Origin of the sequence: Arthrobacter sp. 2MCAF14 (genome assembly GCF_052115645.1) — a bacterium.
Classification (GTDB): Bacteria; Actinomycetota; Actinomycetes; order Actinomycetales; family Micrococcaceae; genus Arthrobacter.
The window spans coordinates 24680-39851 of record NZ_JBFRHB010000011.1; the positions used below are offsets into that span (position 1 = coordinate 24680).

The 15172-nt window shown below is 63.7% G+C and carries 16 protein-coding genes; 11 read left to right on the forward strand and 5 right to left on the reverse strand.

Annotated features, from left to right (window positions below; all coding sequences use genetic code 11):
* The first annotated feature begins 1 nt into the window (after nucleotide 1).
* Both AB4074_RS09710 and proC read left to right on the forward strand, forming a co-directional pair.
* Nucleotides 2-838: a sugar phosphate isomerase/epimerase family protein gene (locus tag AB4074_RS09710; protein WP_059389509.1), complete on the forward strand. Its 837-nt coding sequence runs from the start codon at nucleotides 2-4 to the stop codon at nucleotides 836-838.
* Nucleotides 839-1090: 252 nt separating this feature from the next.
* Nucleotides 1091-1921, forward strand: a complete 831-nt coding sequence (proC, locus tag AB4074_RS09715) for a pyrroline-5-carboxylate reductase (protein ID WP_441413203.1) — start codon at nucleotides 1091-1093, stop codon at nucleotides 1919-1921.
* Between the two features lie 26 nt (nucleotides 1922-1947).
* Here the strand turns inward: proC and AB4074_RS09720 are convergent, their stop codons facing one another.
* Together AB4074_RS09720 and AB4074_RS09725 are read right to left on the reverse strand one after the other, a co-directional pair.
* A complete protein-coding gene (locus AB4074_RS09720) occupies nucleotides 1948-2586 on the reverse strand; it encodes a potassium channel family protein (RefSeq protein WP_171983496.1) in 639 nt (212 codons plus the stop codon).
* A gap of 40 nt (nucleotides 2587-2626) precedes the next feature.
* The gene (locus tag AB4074_RS09725; RefSeq protein ID WP_236812705.1) at nucleotides 2627-4060 is read right to left on the reverse strand and encodes a TrkH family potassium uptake protein; all 1434 of its coding nucleotides are present in this window, start codon (nucleotides 4058-4060) and stop codon (nucleotides 2627-2629) included.
* A 112-nt stretch (nucleotides 4061-4172) separates the two neighbouring features.
* On the opposite strand from AB4074_RS09725, the gene AB4074_RS09730 reads away from it, so the two are divergent.
* From AB4074_RS09730 to gdhA, 3 genes are all read left to right on the forward strand, one after another.
* On the forward strand, nucleotides 4173-5384 hold the full coding sequence (locus AB4074_RS09730; protein WP_441413204.1) for an acetoin utilization protein AcuC: 1212 nt from the start codon (nucleotides 4173-4175) through the stop codon (nucleotides 5382-5384).
* A gap of 97 nt (nucleotides 5385-5481) precedes the next feature.
* Entirely contained in the window at nucleotides 5482-6063 is a 582-nt protein-coding gene (locus AB4074_RS09735) for an ArsR/SmtB family transcription factor (protein ID WP_441413205.1), read from the forward strand.
* Nucleotides 6064-6265: 202 nt separating this feature from the next.
* Complete coding sequence (gene gdhA / locus AB4074_RS09740) at nucleotides 6266-7603, forward strand: NADP-specific glutamate dehydrogenase (RefSeq protein ID WP_441413206.1); 1338 nt, start codon at nucleotides 6266-6268, stop codon at nucleotides 7601-7603.
* A gap of 128 nt (nucleotides 7604-7731) precedes the next feature.
* Here the strand turns inward: gdhA and AB4074_RS09745 are convergent, their stop codons facing one another.
* Nucleotides 7732-9036 (reverse strand): alpha-hydroxy acid oxidase, encoded by a 1305-nt coding sequence (locus AB4074_RS09745; protein WP_441413207.1) that lies wholly within the window; start codon nucleotides 9034-9036, stop codon nucleotides 7732-7734.
* Between the two features lie 79 nt (nucleotides 9037-9115).
* On the opposite strand from AB4074_RS09745, the gene AB4074_RS09750 reads away from it, so the two are divergent.
* Nucleotides 9116-9820 carry a FadR/GntR family transcriptional regulator gene (locus AB4074_RS09750; RefSeq protein ID WP_441413208.1) on the forward strand — a complete coding sequence of 235 codons (705 nt, stop codon included), beginning with the start codon at nucleotides 9116-9118 and terminating at the stop codon, nucleotides 9818-9820.
* Here AB4074_RS09750 and AB4074_RS09755 read toward each other — a convergent pair.
* The gene (locus AB4074_RS09755) at nucleotides 9810-10823 is read right to left on the reverse strand and encodes a LacI family DNA-binding transcriptional regulator (RefSeq protein ID WP_441413209.1); all 1014 of its coding nucleotides are present in this window, start codon (nucleotides 10821-10823) and stop codon (nucleotides 9810-9812) included. The genes AB4074_RS09750 and AB4074_RS09755 overlap by 11 nt on opposite strands.
* Before the next feature lie 325 nt (nucleotides 10824-11148).
* On the opposite strand from AB4074_RS09755, the gene AB4074_RS09760 reads away from it, so the two are divergent.
* The 3 genes from AB4074_RS09760 to AB4074_RS09770 all read left to right on the forward strand — a co-directional run bounded on the left by AB4074_RS09760 (nucleotide 11149) and on the right by AB4074_RS09770 (nucleotide 12934).
* Nucleotides 11149-12291, forward strand: a complete 1143-nt coding sequence (locus tag AB4074_RS09760; protein WP_441413210.1) for a 3-deoxy-7-phosphoheptulonate synthase — start codon at nucleotides 11149-11151, stop codon at nucleotides 12289-12291.
* Nucleotides 12292-12449: 158 nt separating this feature from the next.
* Nucleotides 12450-12662 carry a helix-turn-helix domain-containing protein gene (locus AB4074_RS09765; RefSeq protein WP_441413211.1) on the forward strand — a complete coding sequence of 71 codons (213 nt, stop codon included), beginning with the start codon at nucleotides 12450-12452 and terminating at the stop codon, nucleotides 12660-12662.
* Nucleotides 12663-12835: 173 nt separating this feature from the next.
* Entirely contained in the window at nucleotides 12836-12934 is a 99-nt protein-coding gene (locus AB4074_RS09770) for a 30S ribosomal protein bS22 (protein WP_003792170.1), read from the forward strand.
* 264 nt (nucleotides 12935-13198) lie between these two features.
* Here AB4074_RS09770 and AB4074_RS09775 read toward each other — a convergent pair whose 3' ends face one another.
* Nucleotides 13199-14017 carry an HAD family hydrolase gene (locus AB4074_RS09775; protein WP_441413212.1) on the reverse strand — a complete coding sequence of 273 codons (819 nt, stop codon included), beginning with the start codon at nucleotides 14015-14017 and terminating at the stop codon, nucleotides 13199-13201.
* Between the two features lie 77 nt (nucleotides 14018-14094).
* Here AB4074_RS09775 and AB4074_RS09780 point away from each other — a divergent pair, with 77 nt between their 5' ends.
* Together AB4074_RS09780 and AB4074_RS09785 are read left to right on the forward strand one after the other, a co-directional pair.
* Nucleotides 14095-14349, forward strand: a complete 255-nt coding sequence (locus AB4074_RS09780; RefSeq protein ID WP_234748772.1) for a glutaredoxin family protein — start codon at nucleotides 14095-14097, stop codon at nucleotides 14347-14349.
* Nucleotides 14350-14400: 51 nt separating this feature from the next.
* Nucleotides 14401-15108, forward strand: a complete 708-nt coding sequence (locus AB4074_RS09785; RefSeq protein ID WP_441413213.1) for a redox-sensing transcriptional repressor Rex — start codon at nucleotides 14401-14403, stop codon at nucleotides 15106-15108.
* Nucleotides 15109-15172: the final 64 nt, after the last annotated feature.

Sequence of the window (15172 nt, forward strand, 5' to 3'; positions counted from 1 at the left end):
CATGAGCACCGACGTCGAGCACTCCGAAGAAGACACGCCGAGGATCCCGGTGGCGCTATCCAGCGCTTCCGTCTATCCGCTCAGCGTCCATGACGCCTTTGCCGTGGCCCAGGACCTGGGGTACGACGGTGTCGAGGTGATGGTGACCAACAACGCCACCAGCCAGAACCCGGATGCCCTCATCCAGCTAAGCCATCGATACGACCAGCAGATCGTCTCCATCCACGCCCCCACCCTGCTCCTGACCCAGCAGGTTTGGGGTCCGGCGTGGAACAAGATCGAGATGTCCTGCCAGATGGCGCGCGAAGTCGGCTGCAACACTGTAGTGGTCCATCCGCCGTTCCGCTGGCAGTCGAACTACGCGGAGAACTTCGCTGCCGGTGTGCGCGAGATCGCGGCGATGTATCAGGTGCACATCGCGGTAGAGAACATGTACCCGTGGCGTGTGCGCGGCCGGGAGGCGCTCGCTTACCTTCCGCACTGGGATCCGATGGGCCAGGATTACGACGACGTGACCTGGGACTTCTCGCATGCCGCCACCGCGGGTGCCAACAGCCTTGAGGCGATCCGGGCGCTCGGGAGCAAGCTGCGCCACGTCCACCTCACGGACGGTTCGGGCTCGGGCAAGGACGAACACTTGATCCCCGGTTACGGAACCCAACAGTGCGCCGAGGCGCTGCAGTATCTCGCATCCAACGGATTCGAGGGCACCGTGGTTGCCGAGATTTCAACGCGCAAGGCCAAGGCTGCCGGTGAACGCGAGGAGTGGCTCGCCGAAACGCTGCGCTTTGCGCGCCAGCACCTGGGGGCGCCGCTCGTGGGAGCCTTCGAGATCTAGGTTCCTTAAACGAGAAAGCACCGGCGGTCGATACGGGAAAATGGGGGGAAACCCGTTCGACCACCGGTGCTTGTGGCGGACATCCCCATGCCCGCCTCATCACTCGCACCCTCAATGAGGTAATTACTAAGTTACGGAGCGATTTTGGGTGCAGCCTGCAATAACCTTGGGAACTAGCTGGGAATCCTTTGCGGCCCCGGAAAGCCTTGCACTGGTTCTGCGGTGGCGCGGCTGAACTGGCATCATGGAGCCATGAGCAACCGAATCGCATTCCTTGGCTGTGGGTCCATGAACGAGGCCATCCTGGGTGGCCTGCTTGCCGCCGGAACGGATCCCTCGGACGTCGTCGCAACCGTACGTCGAGCAGAGCGCGCCGCCGAACTGGCTGAGCGCCACCATGTCATGACCATCGCCGGAGCCGAGGAGCCAGACAACAACAAGCTGGCCACGAAGGGCGCTTCGGTTGTCATACTTGGTGTCAAGCCTGTCGGCATTGCCGATCTCGCACGTGAAATCTCGCCCTCGCTGGCTAAGAACACCATTGTGATCAGCGTTGCCGCAGCCGTGTCCATCGCACAGCTGGAAGCAGCCCTTCCCGCAGGTCAGCCGGTCATCCGCACCATGCCCAACACTCCTGCCAAGCTCGGACGAGGCGTAGTCTCCGTTTCACCCGGGACCAACTGCAGTCCCGAGCAGCTCCAGCTGGCCAAGGACATCCTCGCCGCCGCAGGCACCGTGGTGGAGATACCGGAGGAGCAGGTGGATGCATTGTCCGCCATCAGCGGCTCGGGCCCTGCGTACGTGTTCTACCTTGCCGAGGCGATGGCTGCCGCCGGCGTCGAACTTGGCCTGGATCCGGAGCTCTCCCTCATGATTTCCCGCGAGACCGTGGCAGGCGCGGGTTTCATGCTTGCAGAGCCGGGTGCGGACCCCACTGCGCTGCGCATCGCCGTGACCAGCCCCAATGGCACCACGGAACGTGCCATCGCGGCATTCAACGACGGCGGCATACCCGCGATCATCGCCGACGGAGCCCGCGCAGCAGCGGCCCGGGCTGCGGAGATCACACAGCAGCTCGCTTAGTACCAGGCGGCCACAGCTAGAGTCAGCTACGGCCGCGCGGCGAACCGTTCCAGCAGGTCCACGTGCCCGGACACAATCAACATATCGCGGCCGGAAACCTTCGTGTCCGGCCGGGCATAGGTGAAGTCCTCGCCGGGGGATTTCACGCCGACTATGGTCACGCCGTACTTGGAACGGACCTTGGACTCATCCAAGGTGAAACCCACGGTTTCCTTGGGCGGGTACATTTTCACGATGGCGAAATCGTCGTCGAACTCGATGAAGTCCAGCATGCGCCCGGAGACCAGGTGTGCCGCACGGACGCCGGCGTCGGCCTCGGGGTAGATGACGTGGTTGGCGCCGATGCGGGTGAGGATCTTGCCGTGTGAGGCAGTGATCGCTTTCACCCAGAGGTGTTCGATGCCCAGATCCACGAGGTTCACCGTGATGAGCACCGAGGACTCGATCGACGTTCCCACGCCCACTACGGCAGAGCTGAATTCCTGCGCGCCGAGCTGGCGGAGGGCATCGATGTTGGTGGCGTCCGCCTCGACTACATGGGTCAGCACGGAAGCCCAATTCTGGACGAGCGTGCGGTCCCGCTCGATGGCCAGGACTTCGCGTCCCTGCTTGACGAGCTGCTCGGCGGTGGCTGCACCGAATCGGCCCAAGCCGATCACCAGCACGGGCGCGTTGTGCGCCGGCCGGTTAGGGGCGCCTGTTGAATTAGCCAATGATCGGCCTCTCTTCCGGATAATGGAATAGCTGCCTGCGCTGGCGGAGGGCCAGGGCGGAGGCAAGGGTTATGGTGCCGATGCGGCCGGCAAACATGAGGGCGGCGAGAACGTAGACGCCCGACGGCGGCAGCTCGGCGCTGAGGTTCGTGCTAAGTCCCACGGTTGCAAAGGCTGAAATGGTTTCGAAGAGCACCCGGTCCAGGCTGGCGCCGCTGATGGCCAGCAGCAGGAATGCGGATGCGCACACCAAGGTGGCACCGGCGACGATCACCGAGATGGCTACCCGCATGGTGCCTTCGGGGATCGTGCGCCCGTAAACTTTTACGTCGTCGTCGCCCCGGGCCTCAGCGACGATGGCGAGGAACATGACCGCAATGGTGGTCACCTTGATGCCGCCCGCCGTCGACGCCGAACCACCGCCGGCGAACATGAGCGCGTCCGACAGGAGCCTCGTGGTGGAATCCATATGGCTCTGGTCAACCAGGTTGAAGCCGCCGGAGCGCGTCATCACCGAGGCGAAAATGGAATGCGTGATCTTGTCCCCGAAGCTCATGTTGGCGATGGTGTTGGTGTTGTCCCATTCCATCAAGGCCCAGAGGACTGCGCCGGCAACGAGGAGAATCAGGGAAACCTGGATGGTGAGCTTGGTGTGGAGGCTCCACTTCTTCCAATTGAGGCCGTGCCGTCGGAGCACCAACATGACCGGGAAGCCGAGGCTGCCAAGGAACACGCCAAGCATAAGCGGCACAAGAATCCACAGATCCGCCTCGTACGGCACGATTCCGTCGGAATGGGGTGTGAAACCGGCATTGTTGAAGGACGAGATCGAATAGAAGACCCCGTGCCAGACGGCCTGCCAGAAGTCCTCTCCGAGTGTCAGGAACCGGGGAATCATCGCGACGGCCAGTACGGCCTCGATGGTCACGGACGTCGAGATGACGATCCGCAACAATGTACCCACTTCGCCGAGGCGTCCGGCGTTGTTCATGGCCTCCTGGGCAATGAGCTTGCCCCTCACGCCCAGCCGTTTGCTGACCATGAGGGCCAGGAGGGATGCGAGTGTCAGGGTTCCCAATCCACCCACGAAGATGCCCACGAGAATCACGAGCTGGCCGAAGAAGGTCCAGTGCGTCGCCGTCGACACAACCGTCAAGCCAGTTACGCACACGCTTGAGACAGCGGTGAACAGGGCTTGGTGGATGGGAGTGACCGAACCGTCGGCCGATGCCGCCGGCAGGGAAAGCAGCCCGGTGAACAAGAGAATCGCGAAGACGTACGCCGTCAGCGCCAATCGCGCCGGTGAGGAGTTGGCGATGTTGTCGATGAAGTCGCGGATACCCGTGAAAATCCACAGGCCTCCCCGCTCCGGCTGGACGGTTTGCCAGCTGGCCGGGTCTCGGGACCTCGACTGGCTCTGAGTCATGGCAGTGCTGTTCGCTTCTGGTCGTTTGATTCTGCTTTCCTGAGTAGTAAACCACTAATCGCCAGCTGTAACGGGGCAGGTGCGCTCCCGCCGCTCGGGTAGCCTGTCATTGATGACTTCCTGGGCAGGCCTCCGTCCGTCCCCGCTGCCAACGACGGTGGCGTGGGATCCCGCCATGACCGCATACAATTTCGGTCCCTCGCATCCGATGGCCCCCGCACGGCTGGAACTGACGGCCAGGCTCGCAACGGCGCTCGGACTCTTCGACCTGGAGCATGTGTCCGTCCAAGCGCCCGAGGTCGCGTCCGACGTCGAACTCCTGGCCGTGCACAGTGCCGAATATGTCGCCGCGGTGCGGCGTGCAAGCGAAGACCCGACGACGCCTGACCCGGAACGCGGGCTCGGCACCGAGGATGATCCCGCTTTTGCCGGGATGCACGAAGCCAGCGCCCGGCTTGCCGGAGGGTCGTTGCTCGCGGCCGAAGCGATCCTCTCCGGGACAGCGGTCCGCGCCGTCAACTTCGGCGGCGGCATGCATCACGCCTCCCGCGAGCGCGCCAGCGGCTTCTGCATCTATAACGACGCCGCTCTCGCCGTGCAGAGGCTGCTCGACGGCGGTGTCCGGCGGGTCGCGTACATCGACGTCGATGCTCACCACGGCGACGGCACCCAAAGCATCTTCTGGAACGACCCCAGGGTCCTGACGATTTCCCTGCACGAAAGTGGCCTCTCGTTGTTCCCCGGAACGGGATTCGCCAACGAGATTGGCGGACAGGACGCCCTGGGCACGGCCGTCAACGTGGCGTTGCCTGCGTGGACGGGCGACGCCGGGTGGCTGCGCGCGTTCCACGCCGTGGTACCTCAACTCGTGCAGGCCTTCGAACCGGAAGTCATCGTGAGCCAGCATGGCTGCGACTCCCACAAACTCGATCCCCTCACGCACCTCAACCTCAGCGTGGACGGCCAACGCGAGGCGGCCACCGCCGTCGGGGGCCTCTCTGCCCGGTTCTGCGAAAACCGGTGGATCGCCACCGGGGGAGGGGGTTACGACATCACGGGAGTGGTACCGCGCACGTGGAGCCATTTGATAGGCATCGTGGCCCAACATCCCGTCCAGCTGACGGCTCCGGTCCCGGAGGCTTTCCGGAGCTATGTCAGGGAGAAGTACGGGGAAACGGTTCCGGAACTCATGGGCGACGGCGTGGACACGTGGTGGCGTTCGTGGGAGGTCGGGTATGACCCCGCGGACGCCGTGGACCGCACCATCATCGCCACCCGCAAGGAGATCTTCCCGCTCTACGGGCTGGACCCCTGGTTCGACTGATGGTTGTTCCGCTGGTAGGCGCAAAGCCGGGGGAACGGCACGGGCAGAGGCGAAATAGTTGATGCCTTTTGGCGTATATGTCGCTAGGGTGGGAGGCATGGTGACTGACGACGTATTTGCCGTCATTGCTGAGGCAACCCGGCGTGACATTCTGGTTTCCCTCCGCTCTGGGGATAAGGCTGTGGGGGAACTGGTGGAGGAGCTCGCAGCGAGCCAGCCCACCATTTCAAAGCATCTGAAGGTACTCCGCGAGGCGGATCTCGTCAGCATGCGCGCGCAGGGACAGAAACGCTATTACGCGTTGAACCCGAAGCCGCTCGCCGGGGTTGCCAGCTGGCTGGAGACGTTCGACGTCGGTCCCGCGAAGCCCGCGGCCGAGGCCGCCACGCCGGCCCGCAGCCCGCGGCCCCGTACGGTTGGGCAGGGTGCAGCGGGCCAGCCGGGTGCAGCGCGGACCCAGCCAGACGGCGAGCCGCTCGCTTCTCCGACGAGCACCGACGTCGAGCGCTTGCCTGAAACCGTTCCCATCTCCGGAGCTGTTGCCCCCGTCGCGGGTATCGACGACACCAGGCCGCAGCAGATCGGCCGTACGGTTGGCCGTGCGGCCACCAAGGCTGCGGACCTCTTGGCGAACCTGCCGAACCTACCCAATCTGCCGAAGTTCGGGCGGAAGAAGTAGCGGCAAACCGGGGTGATCCCGGTCACGCTGCCATTTGACCCTGGCGGATGATTTCCTTGAAACTCCGCGCTTTTCGCGGGCCTGTGCCCTGAGCGCTGCCCGGTCGTAATCGGTTCGGATGGAGACTGCCGCGCGTCTGATGGGAGCATGGGCGGGATTGCAGGCAGACCCGCCTTTAGGCGCAGAAGTTGTAGGGAGTCACATGGATTCGAGGCTGGAAGCAGTCCGGGACACCGTCTTGGCGCGGAACCCGGGTGAGCTGGAATTTCACCAGGCCGTCACCGAGGTCTTTGAAAGCCTCGGCCCGGTGCACGACAGGCACCCGGAATTCCTGGAGGGCGCCGTCCTTGAGCGCTTGTGCGAACCGGAGCGCCAAATCATCTTCCGCGTGCCGTGGACCGACGACGCCGGACGCGTTCACGTCAACCGCGGTTTCCGCGTCGAGTTCAATTCAGCCTTGGGCCCCTACAAGGGTGGACTGCGCTTCCACCCCTCGGTCTACCTGGGCATCGTCAAGTTCCTCGGCTTCGAGCAGATCTTCAAGAATGCCCTGACAGGCATGCCGATCGGTGGCGGCAAGGGTGGCTCGGACTTCGATCCCCGCGGCCGCTCCGACGCCGAAATCATGCGCTTTTGCCAGTCCTTCATGACTGAGCTGTACCGCCACATCGGCGAATACACGGACGTTCCTGCCGGCGACATCGGCGTGGGAGGCCGCGAGATCGGTTACCTGTTCGGCCAATACAAGCGCATCACTAACCGCTACGAGTCGGGCGTGCTGACGGGTAAGGGAATGTCGTGGGGCGGCTCCCTCGTCCGTCCGGAAGCCACTGGTTTCGGCACGGTCATCTTTGCCCAGGAGATGCTCAAGACCCGGGGCCGGTCCTTCGATGGCCAACGTGTGGTGGTCTCCGGTTCGGGCAATGTGGCCATCTACGCCATCGCCAAAGCCCAGGCCCTCGGCGCCACCGTGGTGGCCTGCTCCGATTCCGCCGGGTACGTCGTGGACGAGGCCGGCATCGATGTCGCGCTGCTCCGCCAGATCAAGGAAGTCGAACGCGGCCGTCTCACGGAATACGCGGAGCGCCGCCGAGGAGCCAATTATGTGGCCGGCGGCTCGGTCTGGGACGTCAACGGCGCCGTTGCCCTGCCGTGCGCGACGCAGAACGAGCTCGACGGCGCCGCCGCGGCCAAGCTCGTCAGCAACGGTCTGCTGGCAGTCGCCGAAGGAGCCAACATGCCCTCCACCCGTGAAGCCGTTGCCGTTTTCCAAGACGCGGGCATCCTGTTTGCCCCGGGCAAGGCAGCCAACGCCGGTGGTGTGGCGACGTCTGCGTTGGAGATGCAGCAGAACGCCAGCCGCGATTCCTGGTCCTTCGAATACACCGAAGCACGCCTTACGGAAATCATGGTGGGCATCCACGATCGTTGTGCCGAAACCGCGGAGGAATACGGGGCGCCCGGCAACTACGTCCTGGGTGCCAACATCGGCGGCTTCGTGAAGGTCGCCGACGCCATGCTGGCGCAAGGCCTCATTTAGGCCCAACGCACGCACGCACGCACGCGCGCCCCGCGCCATCCTGCCCACCCCGCCCCAACTAGCTCGCATTTGTTGTCGTTTTGAGGCCCCAAAACGACACCTACTGCGAGTTAGTTGGGCAGCCCGACCTAGTGCTTCAGCAGGCGCACGTGGTCCGGGTTCAGTTCCGAAATCTTCGTGACTCCGAGCAGGGCCATGGTGCGGGCCATATCCTTCTCCAGGATCTGGATGGTGCGGTCCACGCCCGCGCGCCCGCCGGCCATGAGCCCATAGAGGTACGCGCGGCCGATCAATGTGAAGTCGGCACCGAGGGCCAGGGCTGCCACGATGTCGGCGCCGCTCATGATGCCGGTGTCCAAGATGATGGCGGCGTCGCTGTTGTCCGCCTTAAGCGCGGCGGCGACCTCCGGAACGAGGTGCAGCGGAATCGGTGCCCGGTCCAACTGGCGCCCGCCGTGGTTGGAGACCACGACGCCGTCCGCGCCGTGGTCCACCACCTTGCGGGCGTCTTCCACCGTCTGGATGCCCTTGACTACGAGCTTGCCCTTCCAGGTTTCGCGCAGCCAGTCGAGGTCGTCGAAGGTCAGGGTGGGATCGAACATGGAGTTGATGAGGTCGGCTACGGTTCCGGTGTAGCGGGAGAGCGAGGCGAAAGTCAGCGGCTCGTGCGTGAGGAAGTTGAACCACCATGCTGGCCGGTACGAGGCATCCAGGACGGTCTTCACGGTCAGCGCCGGCGGTATGGTCATGCCGTTGCGGACATCCCGCAACCGGGCGCCCGCGACGGCGGTGTCCACGGTGACCATAAGGGTGTCGTTTCCGGCCTTGGCGGCTCGCTCGATCAGCTCCAGGGAACGGTCCCGGTCCGTCCAGAGGTACAGCTGGAACCAGTTGCGGCCGTTCGGAGCCGCGGCGGCCACGTCCTCGATGGAAGCCGTGCCCATCGTGGAGAGAGTGTACGGAATACCGGCCGCTTCGGCCGCCTGCGAGCCCGCGTACTCACCCTCCGACTGCATCATGCGCGTGAATCCCGTAGGCGCGATGCCGAACGGAAGCCGGGATTCCTTGCCCAGGATCCCGGTGCTGAGGTCGATGCTGGAGACGTCGCGCAGGATTCCCGGCCGGAACTCGATGTCCTGGAATGCCTGGCGGGCCCGGCGAAGCGTGATTTCCGCCTCCGCTGCGCCGTCCGTGTAGTCGAACGGTGCCTGGGGAGTGCGTCGCTTGGCGATGTCTCGCAGTTCCCAAATGGTGGATGCGCGGCGCAGCTTCGCCGCGTTGCCGAACTCGGGCTTCTTGAACTTCATGAGCGGCGCGAGGTCCGAGTATTTGGGAACCCGGCGCTTGAGTGCTGCGGGGCGCCCGACGGCGGTGGGGACGTTCGCTGGCTCCTCAAAGGAAGGGGCGTTACTCGGCTGGACGGTCTGCGTCATGGTGCTGTCTCCAGTGTGCTTGTGTGGTTAGACCACACTCTATGCCATGTGGTCCAACCACATCAACTACTATTTATCCATGCGAACGCACGAGCTCGTCCTGAGTTGGATCGAAAAGCAATTGTCCGACGGGCACTTGGTGCTTGGTGGACGGCTTCCCGCTGAGCGGGCGCTGGCCGAACAGCTGGAAGTCTCAAGGACGTCGGTCCGCGAAGCCATCCGGATCCTGGAAGCCATGGGCGTCGTGAGGGCAAGCGTGGGCTCCGGCAAGGACGCCGGGACTGTGGTCATCGCGGAACCGGCCACGGCCCTCGGCTCCGCGCTCCGCCTCCACGTGGCCACGCAGCATTTGCCCGTCGCCGACATCGTGGAAACGCGGGTCCTGCTCGAATCGTGGGCGGTATCCCGCGCCAAAGCTGACGCCCCCGAACTCGAGGAAGCAGCGAGGCTCCTGGACGAAATGGACGTGAGTGCCGCCGTCGACGGCTTCCTCGCGCTGGACGTCGCCTTCCACCTGGCGCTGGCGGAAGCCGCCGGAAATGCCGTGGTGAGCACCATCATGGGATCGCTCCGGGAAGCGATTGAGGGTTACGCGGCGGCGCTCACGGCAAACTTGCCGGATTGGGATAGCACCGCCCAGCGCCTGCGGTCCGAGCATCGCGCGATTTTGTCGGCGATGAACGCCGGCGACGGCGGCCGGGCAGCGACGCTGGTTGCCGCGCACATCGAGGGGTACTACCGGGAGGCCGGGCTGGGGCAAGCCCCTGCGGAACCTAGGCCTTAGCGGGTCCGGTGCTGCCCCTGAGCTCAATCCGAGGCGGAAAGTAGTTCGTGGGGGAGGCGGCGTCTTTGGTCTGGATCTGCTCCCGCATGCGACGCCACGCAAGGTCCCCGAGGTCGGAGATCGGCACGGCGGCGGTGGTCAGCGGGGGCATGGTGTACCGGGCGAAGGGCATGTCGTCGAAACCGGTGAGCGACAAGTCTTCCGGCACGCGGATCCCGCGCTGGCTTAGTCCGCTCAAGAGCCCCATCGCCGCGACGTCGTTGAAGACGAGGATGCCGGTGGCCCCGCACGAGGCGACGGCATCGCTTGACTCGAATCCGGCGTCGAACGTGTTGCCTCCGGGAATGAACTGCAATTCGACGTTCGGGAATTCGGCCGTGAACTTTTCGAGACCGCGGAGGCGCTGCACGTTGGACGCGCTGCGGTCCGGTCCCGTCAGGTAGGCCAGTTTGCGATGGCCCAGCTCGACCAGATGGGCGGCGAGCTCCTGGATGCCTTGGCCGTAGTCCACCACGAGGCTGGGAGTCGGCACCGACTCGGTGGTCCGGTTGATGAGGACGAGCGGATAGAGCGTGGGGGCGAGTTCTTCCAGTTCCGCGTCGCTCATGCGGGGGGCGCAAAGAACGACGCCGTCGCATCGCCTCCGGGCTTCCCCGGCGAGGATCGCTTCTTCGCTGGAGACCTCGGAGGAGTCCGCGATCAATACGCGGTAGCCGTCGCGGGCCGCGGCAATACTCAGTCCTCGGAGAATGGCCTGGAACGTGGGGTTGGACAGGTCCGGCACCACGATTCCGATAGTGTCGGTTTTTCCCAGGGCCAGGCTGCGGCCTACTGGGTTCGGCTTGTACTTCAGCTCCAAGGCGGCCGCGCGCACGCGAGCGGCAATGTCCGCGTCCACGGTTGTATTTCCGTTCATGACGCGGGAAACCGTGGCATGCGAAACACCGGCCATGGATGCCACATCTGCGATGCCCACCCGCCGGGTGTTCCTTCTGCCTGGCATGGTTTCCTTCCTGGAGCTGGGGCCGCCCTGTTCCAACGCGGCGGGGACATTTGTTCTGAGGTGAAGTTTATAGTGCGTGGGGAAACGGTTTCCCTTGATGTCGTTGCATTTCAATTTGCGGGCATCCGGAGCCTGAGGTTATGGTTTGGCTATGACTAAGCGTTGGTATGCGTATTTTTCGTTGGCTCTGGAGGGGCCCGCGTCTAACTGACACGCATCCAACTTTCCTTCAGAGCCAACAGGGCAGAGATGATTCTCTGCCCTTCGCCATTTCCAGGCGGGCTCTGAGCAGGGTCCGCACCTCTTTCGGAACAGGACCCCTTTCATGACCAGCATCGCCGCAGAGCACACCACACATAACGACGACGTCGCGAATTCCCGCGCCCAGTCGACGTCGAACCTGCGCGTCAACCGCTTCGAGCCGCTCCCCACTCCGCTGGAAATCAGCGCGGAACTGCCGCTTGACGCCAAGTCCGCCGCTGTCGTCGAACGCGGACGCGACGGAGTCCGCGCCATCATGGACGGCGTTGACGATCGCCTCCTGGTGATCGTGGGCCCTTGCTCCATCCACGATCCGAAGGCCGGCCTGGAATACGCACGCCGGCTGGTCAGCCAGGCCGAGAAACACAAAGAAGACCTTTTGATCGTCATGCGGGCGTACTTCGAGAAGCCGCGCACCACGGTTGGCTGGAAGGGCCTCATCAACGATCCCCACCTGGACGGCAGCCACGACATCGCGGCCGGACTCCGTGCGGCGCGTGGATTCCTTCAGCAGGTCACGGCCCTGGGCCTGCCGACCGCCACCGAATTCCTCGAGCCCATCAGTCCGCAATACATGGCCGACCTCGTGGCGTGGGGCGCGATCGGTGCGCGGACCACCGAGAGCCAGATCCACCGTCAGCTCGCTTCCGGGCTGTCGATGCCGATCGGCTTCAAGAACGGGACCGACGGCGACCTCCAGGTAGCGATCGATGCCTGCGGTGCTTCTGCAGCGCCCCAGGCATTCCTGGGGATCGACGGCGATGGCCGCGCCGCACTGGTGGCGACTGCGGGCAACCCGGACACCCATGTGATCCTGCGCGGTGGCCGCAAGGGTCCGAACTACGCCGCCGAGCAAGTCGCTGTTGCGTCGGAGAAGCTCTCGGCGAAGGGGCTGAATCCGCGCCTGATTGTTGACGCGAGCCACGCCAACAGCGGCAAGAGCCACCATCGGCAGGCCGAAGTCGCCTTGGAGATCGGTGCGCAGTTGGAAGATGACGTGGCTTCGCCGATCGCCGGCGTCATGCTGGAGAGCTTCCTTGTCGGAGGGGCGCAGAACCTGGATGTGGAGCGGCAGTCTGCTGGCGAACAAGAGTTGGTGTACGGCCAGAGCGTCACGGACGCCTGCATGGAATGGGACGTCACGGTGTCCGTCCTGGACCAGTTGGCGGCCTCGGCCCGCAAGCGTCGGGTGGCCGCTTCCAACTAAAGGAAACCTAGCCTCCACTTGGCCGAAAGACTTTCACTTTGGTACCAGCAGCCTCTAGAGTATCTAGCACATGGTTGTTTGATGGCTCAGCATCGGCACACCAGGTAATGAATGCTGGGGTTCGCCGCTAACCGCTGAGAGCAAAGGAATATGGAGAAATGTCCGCAGAGACTAACTTCTCGAACGCGCGTTTCATGACAGTGGCTGAAGTTGCCGAAGTCCTCCGGGTTTCCAAAATGACCGTGTACCGTCTGGTCCACTCGGGAGAATTGCCGGCCGTCCGATTTGGACGATCATTCCGTGTCCCCGAAGAAGCCGTGAGCCAGTACCTCAAGGGCGCGATCGTCGACGGACACTCGGAGACGGCTTGAGCCATGCCTGGTTCCCGAAGGGGCCGGCGGTCATTGGGTGCCCCCGATAAGCGGTACCCTGTTAAGGAACGTTTTACGTCATTGTAAGAATCTGTCAGTTGTAAAGTCTGTTGCTCAGTTCAAGGACCTCACCCAGCAGACAGAATCTCAATCTAGTTTGGTAAGGAACTTACGTGGGTTCAGTTATTAAGAAGCGCCGCAAGCGTATGGCCAAGAAGAAGCACCGCAAACTGCTTCGTAAGACCCGCCACCAGCGTCGCAATAAGAAGTAGAGATACTTCCTACAGCGTGAATGCCCGTTGCCTCTCAAGGCGGCGGGCATTTTTGCGTCCATCCCCCGGAGATGCTCGCTCAGGTATGTGGGTCGTTTCGGAGACGCTCGCTCAGGTATGTGGCCGCATGGCGATTCTTACCTCATGTGTGAGCGAGGGTTGCTGGAGAGGCGGCTATATGTGAGCGAGGGTTGCTGGAGAGGCGGCTATATGTGAGCGATGGTTGCTTGAGAGGCGGCTTTATGTGAGCGAGGGTTGCCTGGGTTAGGCTCTCGGGCTGCGGAACTTGGAGAAGCCCCGCCACAAACCGTAGACGGCGCCACCGACGGTCGCGGCTTTGAGGCCGAGCGTGGCTGCCCGGCGGCCGGACCGGAAGTCGTAAACGGGCCAGTTGTTCTCCCGCGCATGGCGGCGAAGCCCGGCGTCGGGATTGATGCACACCGGGTGGCCCACCAAGGTGAGCAGCGGGATGTCGTTATGTGAATCGCTGTACGCCCAACAGCGCTTCAAGTCCAGGCCTTCTTCGTCCGCTACGCGCTGCACAGCCACGGCTTTGGCCGGTCCGTGGAGGATCTCGCCCACGAGCCGGCCCGTGTACGCGCCATCTTCGACTTCGCCGACGGTACCCAGGGCGCCGGTCAGGCCGAGCCGCGTGGAAATGACAGTGGCAACTTCGATGGGCGTCGCCGTCACGAGCCAGACCTTCCGGCCAACACGCAGGTGCTGTTCTGCCAGGGCCTTGGTGCCGGGCCAGATCCGCGACTCGATCATCTCGTCGTAGACCTCTTCGCCCAGCTCCTTGATATCGGACACCTTGATACCGGCCGCGAGGATCAGCGCGGAATCCCGGACGGAATGGACGTCCTCCATTTTTTCGCCCCGCAGGACGAATTTGAACTGCTTCCAGGCAAAACCCGCGGCTTGCGAGAGTGTGAAGGCCTTGCGTTCATACATCTTCCGGGCGACGTGGAAGAGGCTGGCACCCTTCATGAGGGTGTTGTCGACGTCGAAGAATGCGGCTTCGCCGTGTTGCTGCGTTGCACTCGGCGCGGTGGCCACAACGGCGTTCTTCTCGACGGGCATGCCTTGAGTCTAGTCAATCGCCTGGCCCCCTGCCGTTCGCGACGGCCGTGCCGACGTTGAAGCGATACCGTTGAACCATGCCAAATCCCGACGTCGTACTCCTCACCAAAGCTGACTGCCACCTTTGCGCCGCGGCGCGTGACGCCGTCGAGCGCGTGACCTCAAGCCTTGGGCTCACGTGGACGGAACAGTCGATCGACACTGACCCGGTACTGCGCGAGCGCTATGCCGAGGAGATCCCGGTGGTATTCGTGGACGGAATTCAGCGGGATTTCTGGAAAATCGACGAGGCACGATTGGTGCGGGTCCTGAAGAAGGCCATCGCCGCCTGAACATGCGTGCAGAGCTTTGTTGGCAATAGAGTGGGAAAACAAAGCGACGCAATGGAGAAGAACGTGACTGCGCTGGAACCGTCCGCCGAAGCTGTGCCCGGGGACAAGGACTCTGCCGCGAAGCAGATACCGCCCGCGGCTGTGGCCCGGATGACGCTTTACCTGCGCGCTCTGAACTCCCTCCTGGGCGAAGGCGTGGAACGGGTTTCCTCCGAGGCTTTGGCTGAGGCGTCGGGAGTCAGTTCGTCCACCTTGCGCAAAGACCTCTCCTACGTCGGCTCCTATGGAACGCGTGGCGTGGGATACGAGGTCCAGTACCTCAGCCGGCACATCGCGGCGGCGCTCGGCCTGACCCACGACTGGAAAGTGGCCATTGTGGGCGCCGGAAACCTCGGCAAAGCCTTGGCGCGGTACGGCGGATTCGAGTCGCGGGGGTTCGACGTGGTGGCGATCCTCGACGCCGATCCCATGATCATCGGGAACGAAGTCGGCTGGCTGCGGGTCAGCGACGCCGCCAATCTTGAAACGGTCCTTCAGCGGACCGGCACCAACATGGTTGTCCTGGCCCTTCCCGCAGCGGTGGCACAGGATGTCTGCGACCGCGTCATCAGCGCCGGTATCCGCAGCATCCTCAGCTTTGCTCCAGTGCTGCTCCAGGTTCCGCCCTACGTGAATCTGCGGAAGGTGGACATGGCCACTGAGCTTCAGATCCTGGCGTATCACGCACAACGGGCGCAGACCCCGGGCCAAGCCATTTAGGCCGGACCGGGTCTGCGCCCGTTGTTGGTTTTGTTCTTAGCTATAGGCCCTGTGGCCGTTCGCC

Bases quoted from the DNA above. Each gene is read 5' to 3' on its own strand.
- AB4074_RS09710 (WP_059389509.1), top strand. From the start codon at position 2: ATGAGCACCGACGTCGAGCACTCCGAAGAAGACACGCCGAGGATCCCG.
- proC (WP_441413203.1), top strand. From the start codon at position 1,091: ATGAGCAACCGAATCGCATTCCTTGGCTGTGGGTCCATGAACGAGGCC.
- AB4074_RS09725 (WP_236812705.1), bottom strand. From the start codon at position 4,060: ATGACTCAGAGCCAGTCGAGGTCCCGAGACCCGGCCAGCTGGCAAACC.
- AB4074_RS09730 (WP_441413204.1), top strand. From the start codon at position 4,173: ATGACTTCCTGGGCAGGCCTCCGTCCGTCCCCGCTGCCAACGACGGTG.
- AB4074_RS09735 (WP_441413205.1), top strand. From the start codon at position 5,482: ATGGTGACTGACGACGTATTTGCCGTCATTGCTGAGGCAACCCGGCGT.
- gdhA (WP_441413206.1), top strand. From the start codon at position 6,266: ATGGATTCGAGGCTGGAAGCAGTCCGGGACACCGTCTTGGCGCGGAAC.
- AB4074_RS09745 (WP_441413207.1), bottom strand. From the start codon at position 9,036: ATGACGCAGACCGTCCAGCCGAGTAACGCCCCTTCCTTTGAGGAGCCA.
- AB4074_RS09750 (WP_441413208.1), top strand. From the start codon at position 9,116: ATGCGAACGCACGAGCTCGTCCTGAGTTGGATCGAAAAGCAATTGTCC.
- AB4074_RS09755 (WP_441413209.1), bottom strand. From the start codon at position 10,823: ATGCCAGGCAGAAGGAACACCCGGCGGGTGGGCATCGCAGATGTGGCA.
- AB4074_RS09760 (WP_441413210.1), top strand. From the start codon at position 11,149: ATGACCAGCATCGCCGCAGAGCACACCACACATAACGACGACGTCGCG.
- AB4074_RS09765 (WP_441413211.1), top strand. From the start codon at position 12,450: ATGTCCGCAGAGACTAACTTCTCGAACGCGCGTTTCATGACAGTGGCT.
- AB4074_RS09775 (WP_441413212.1), bottom strand. From the start codon at position 14,017: ATGCCCGTCGAGAAGAACGCCGTTGTGGCCACCGCGCCGAGTGCAACG.
- AB4074_RS09780 (WP_234748772.1), top strand. From the start codon at position 14,095: ATGCCAAATCCCGACGTCGTACTCCTCACCAAAGCTGACTGCCACCTT.
- AB4074_RS09785 (WP_441413213.1), top strand. From the start codon at position 14,401: ATGGAGAAGAACGTGACTGCGCTGGAACCGTCCGCCGAAGCTGTGCCC.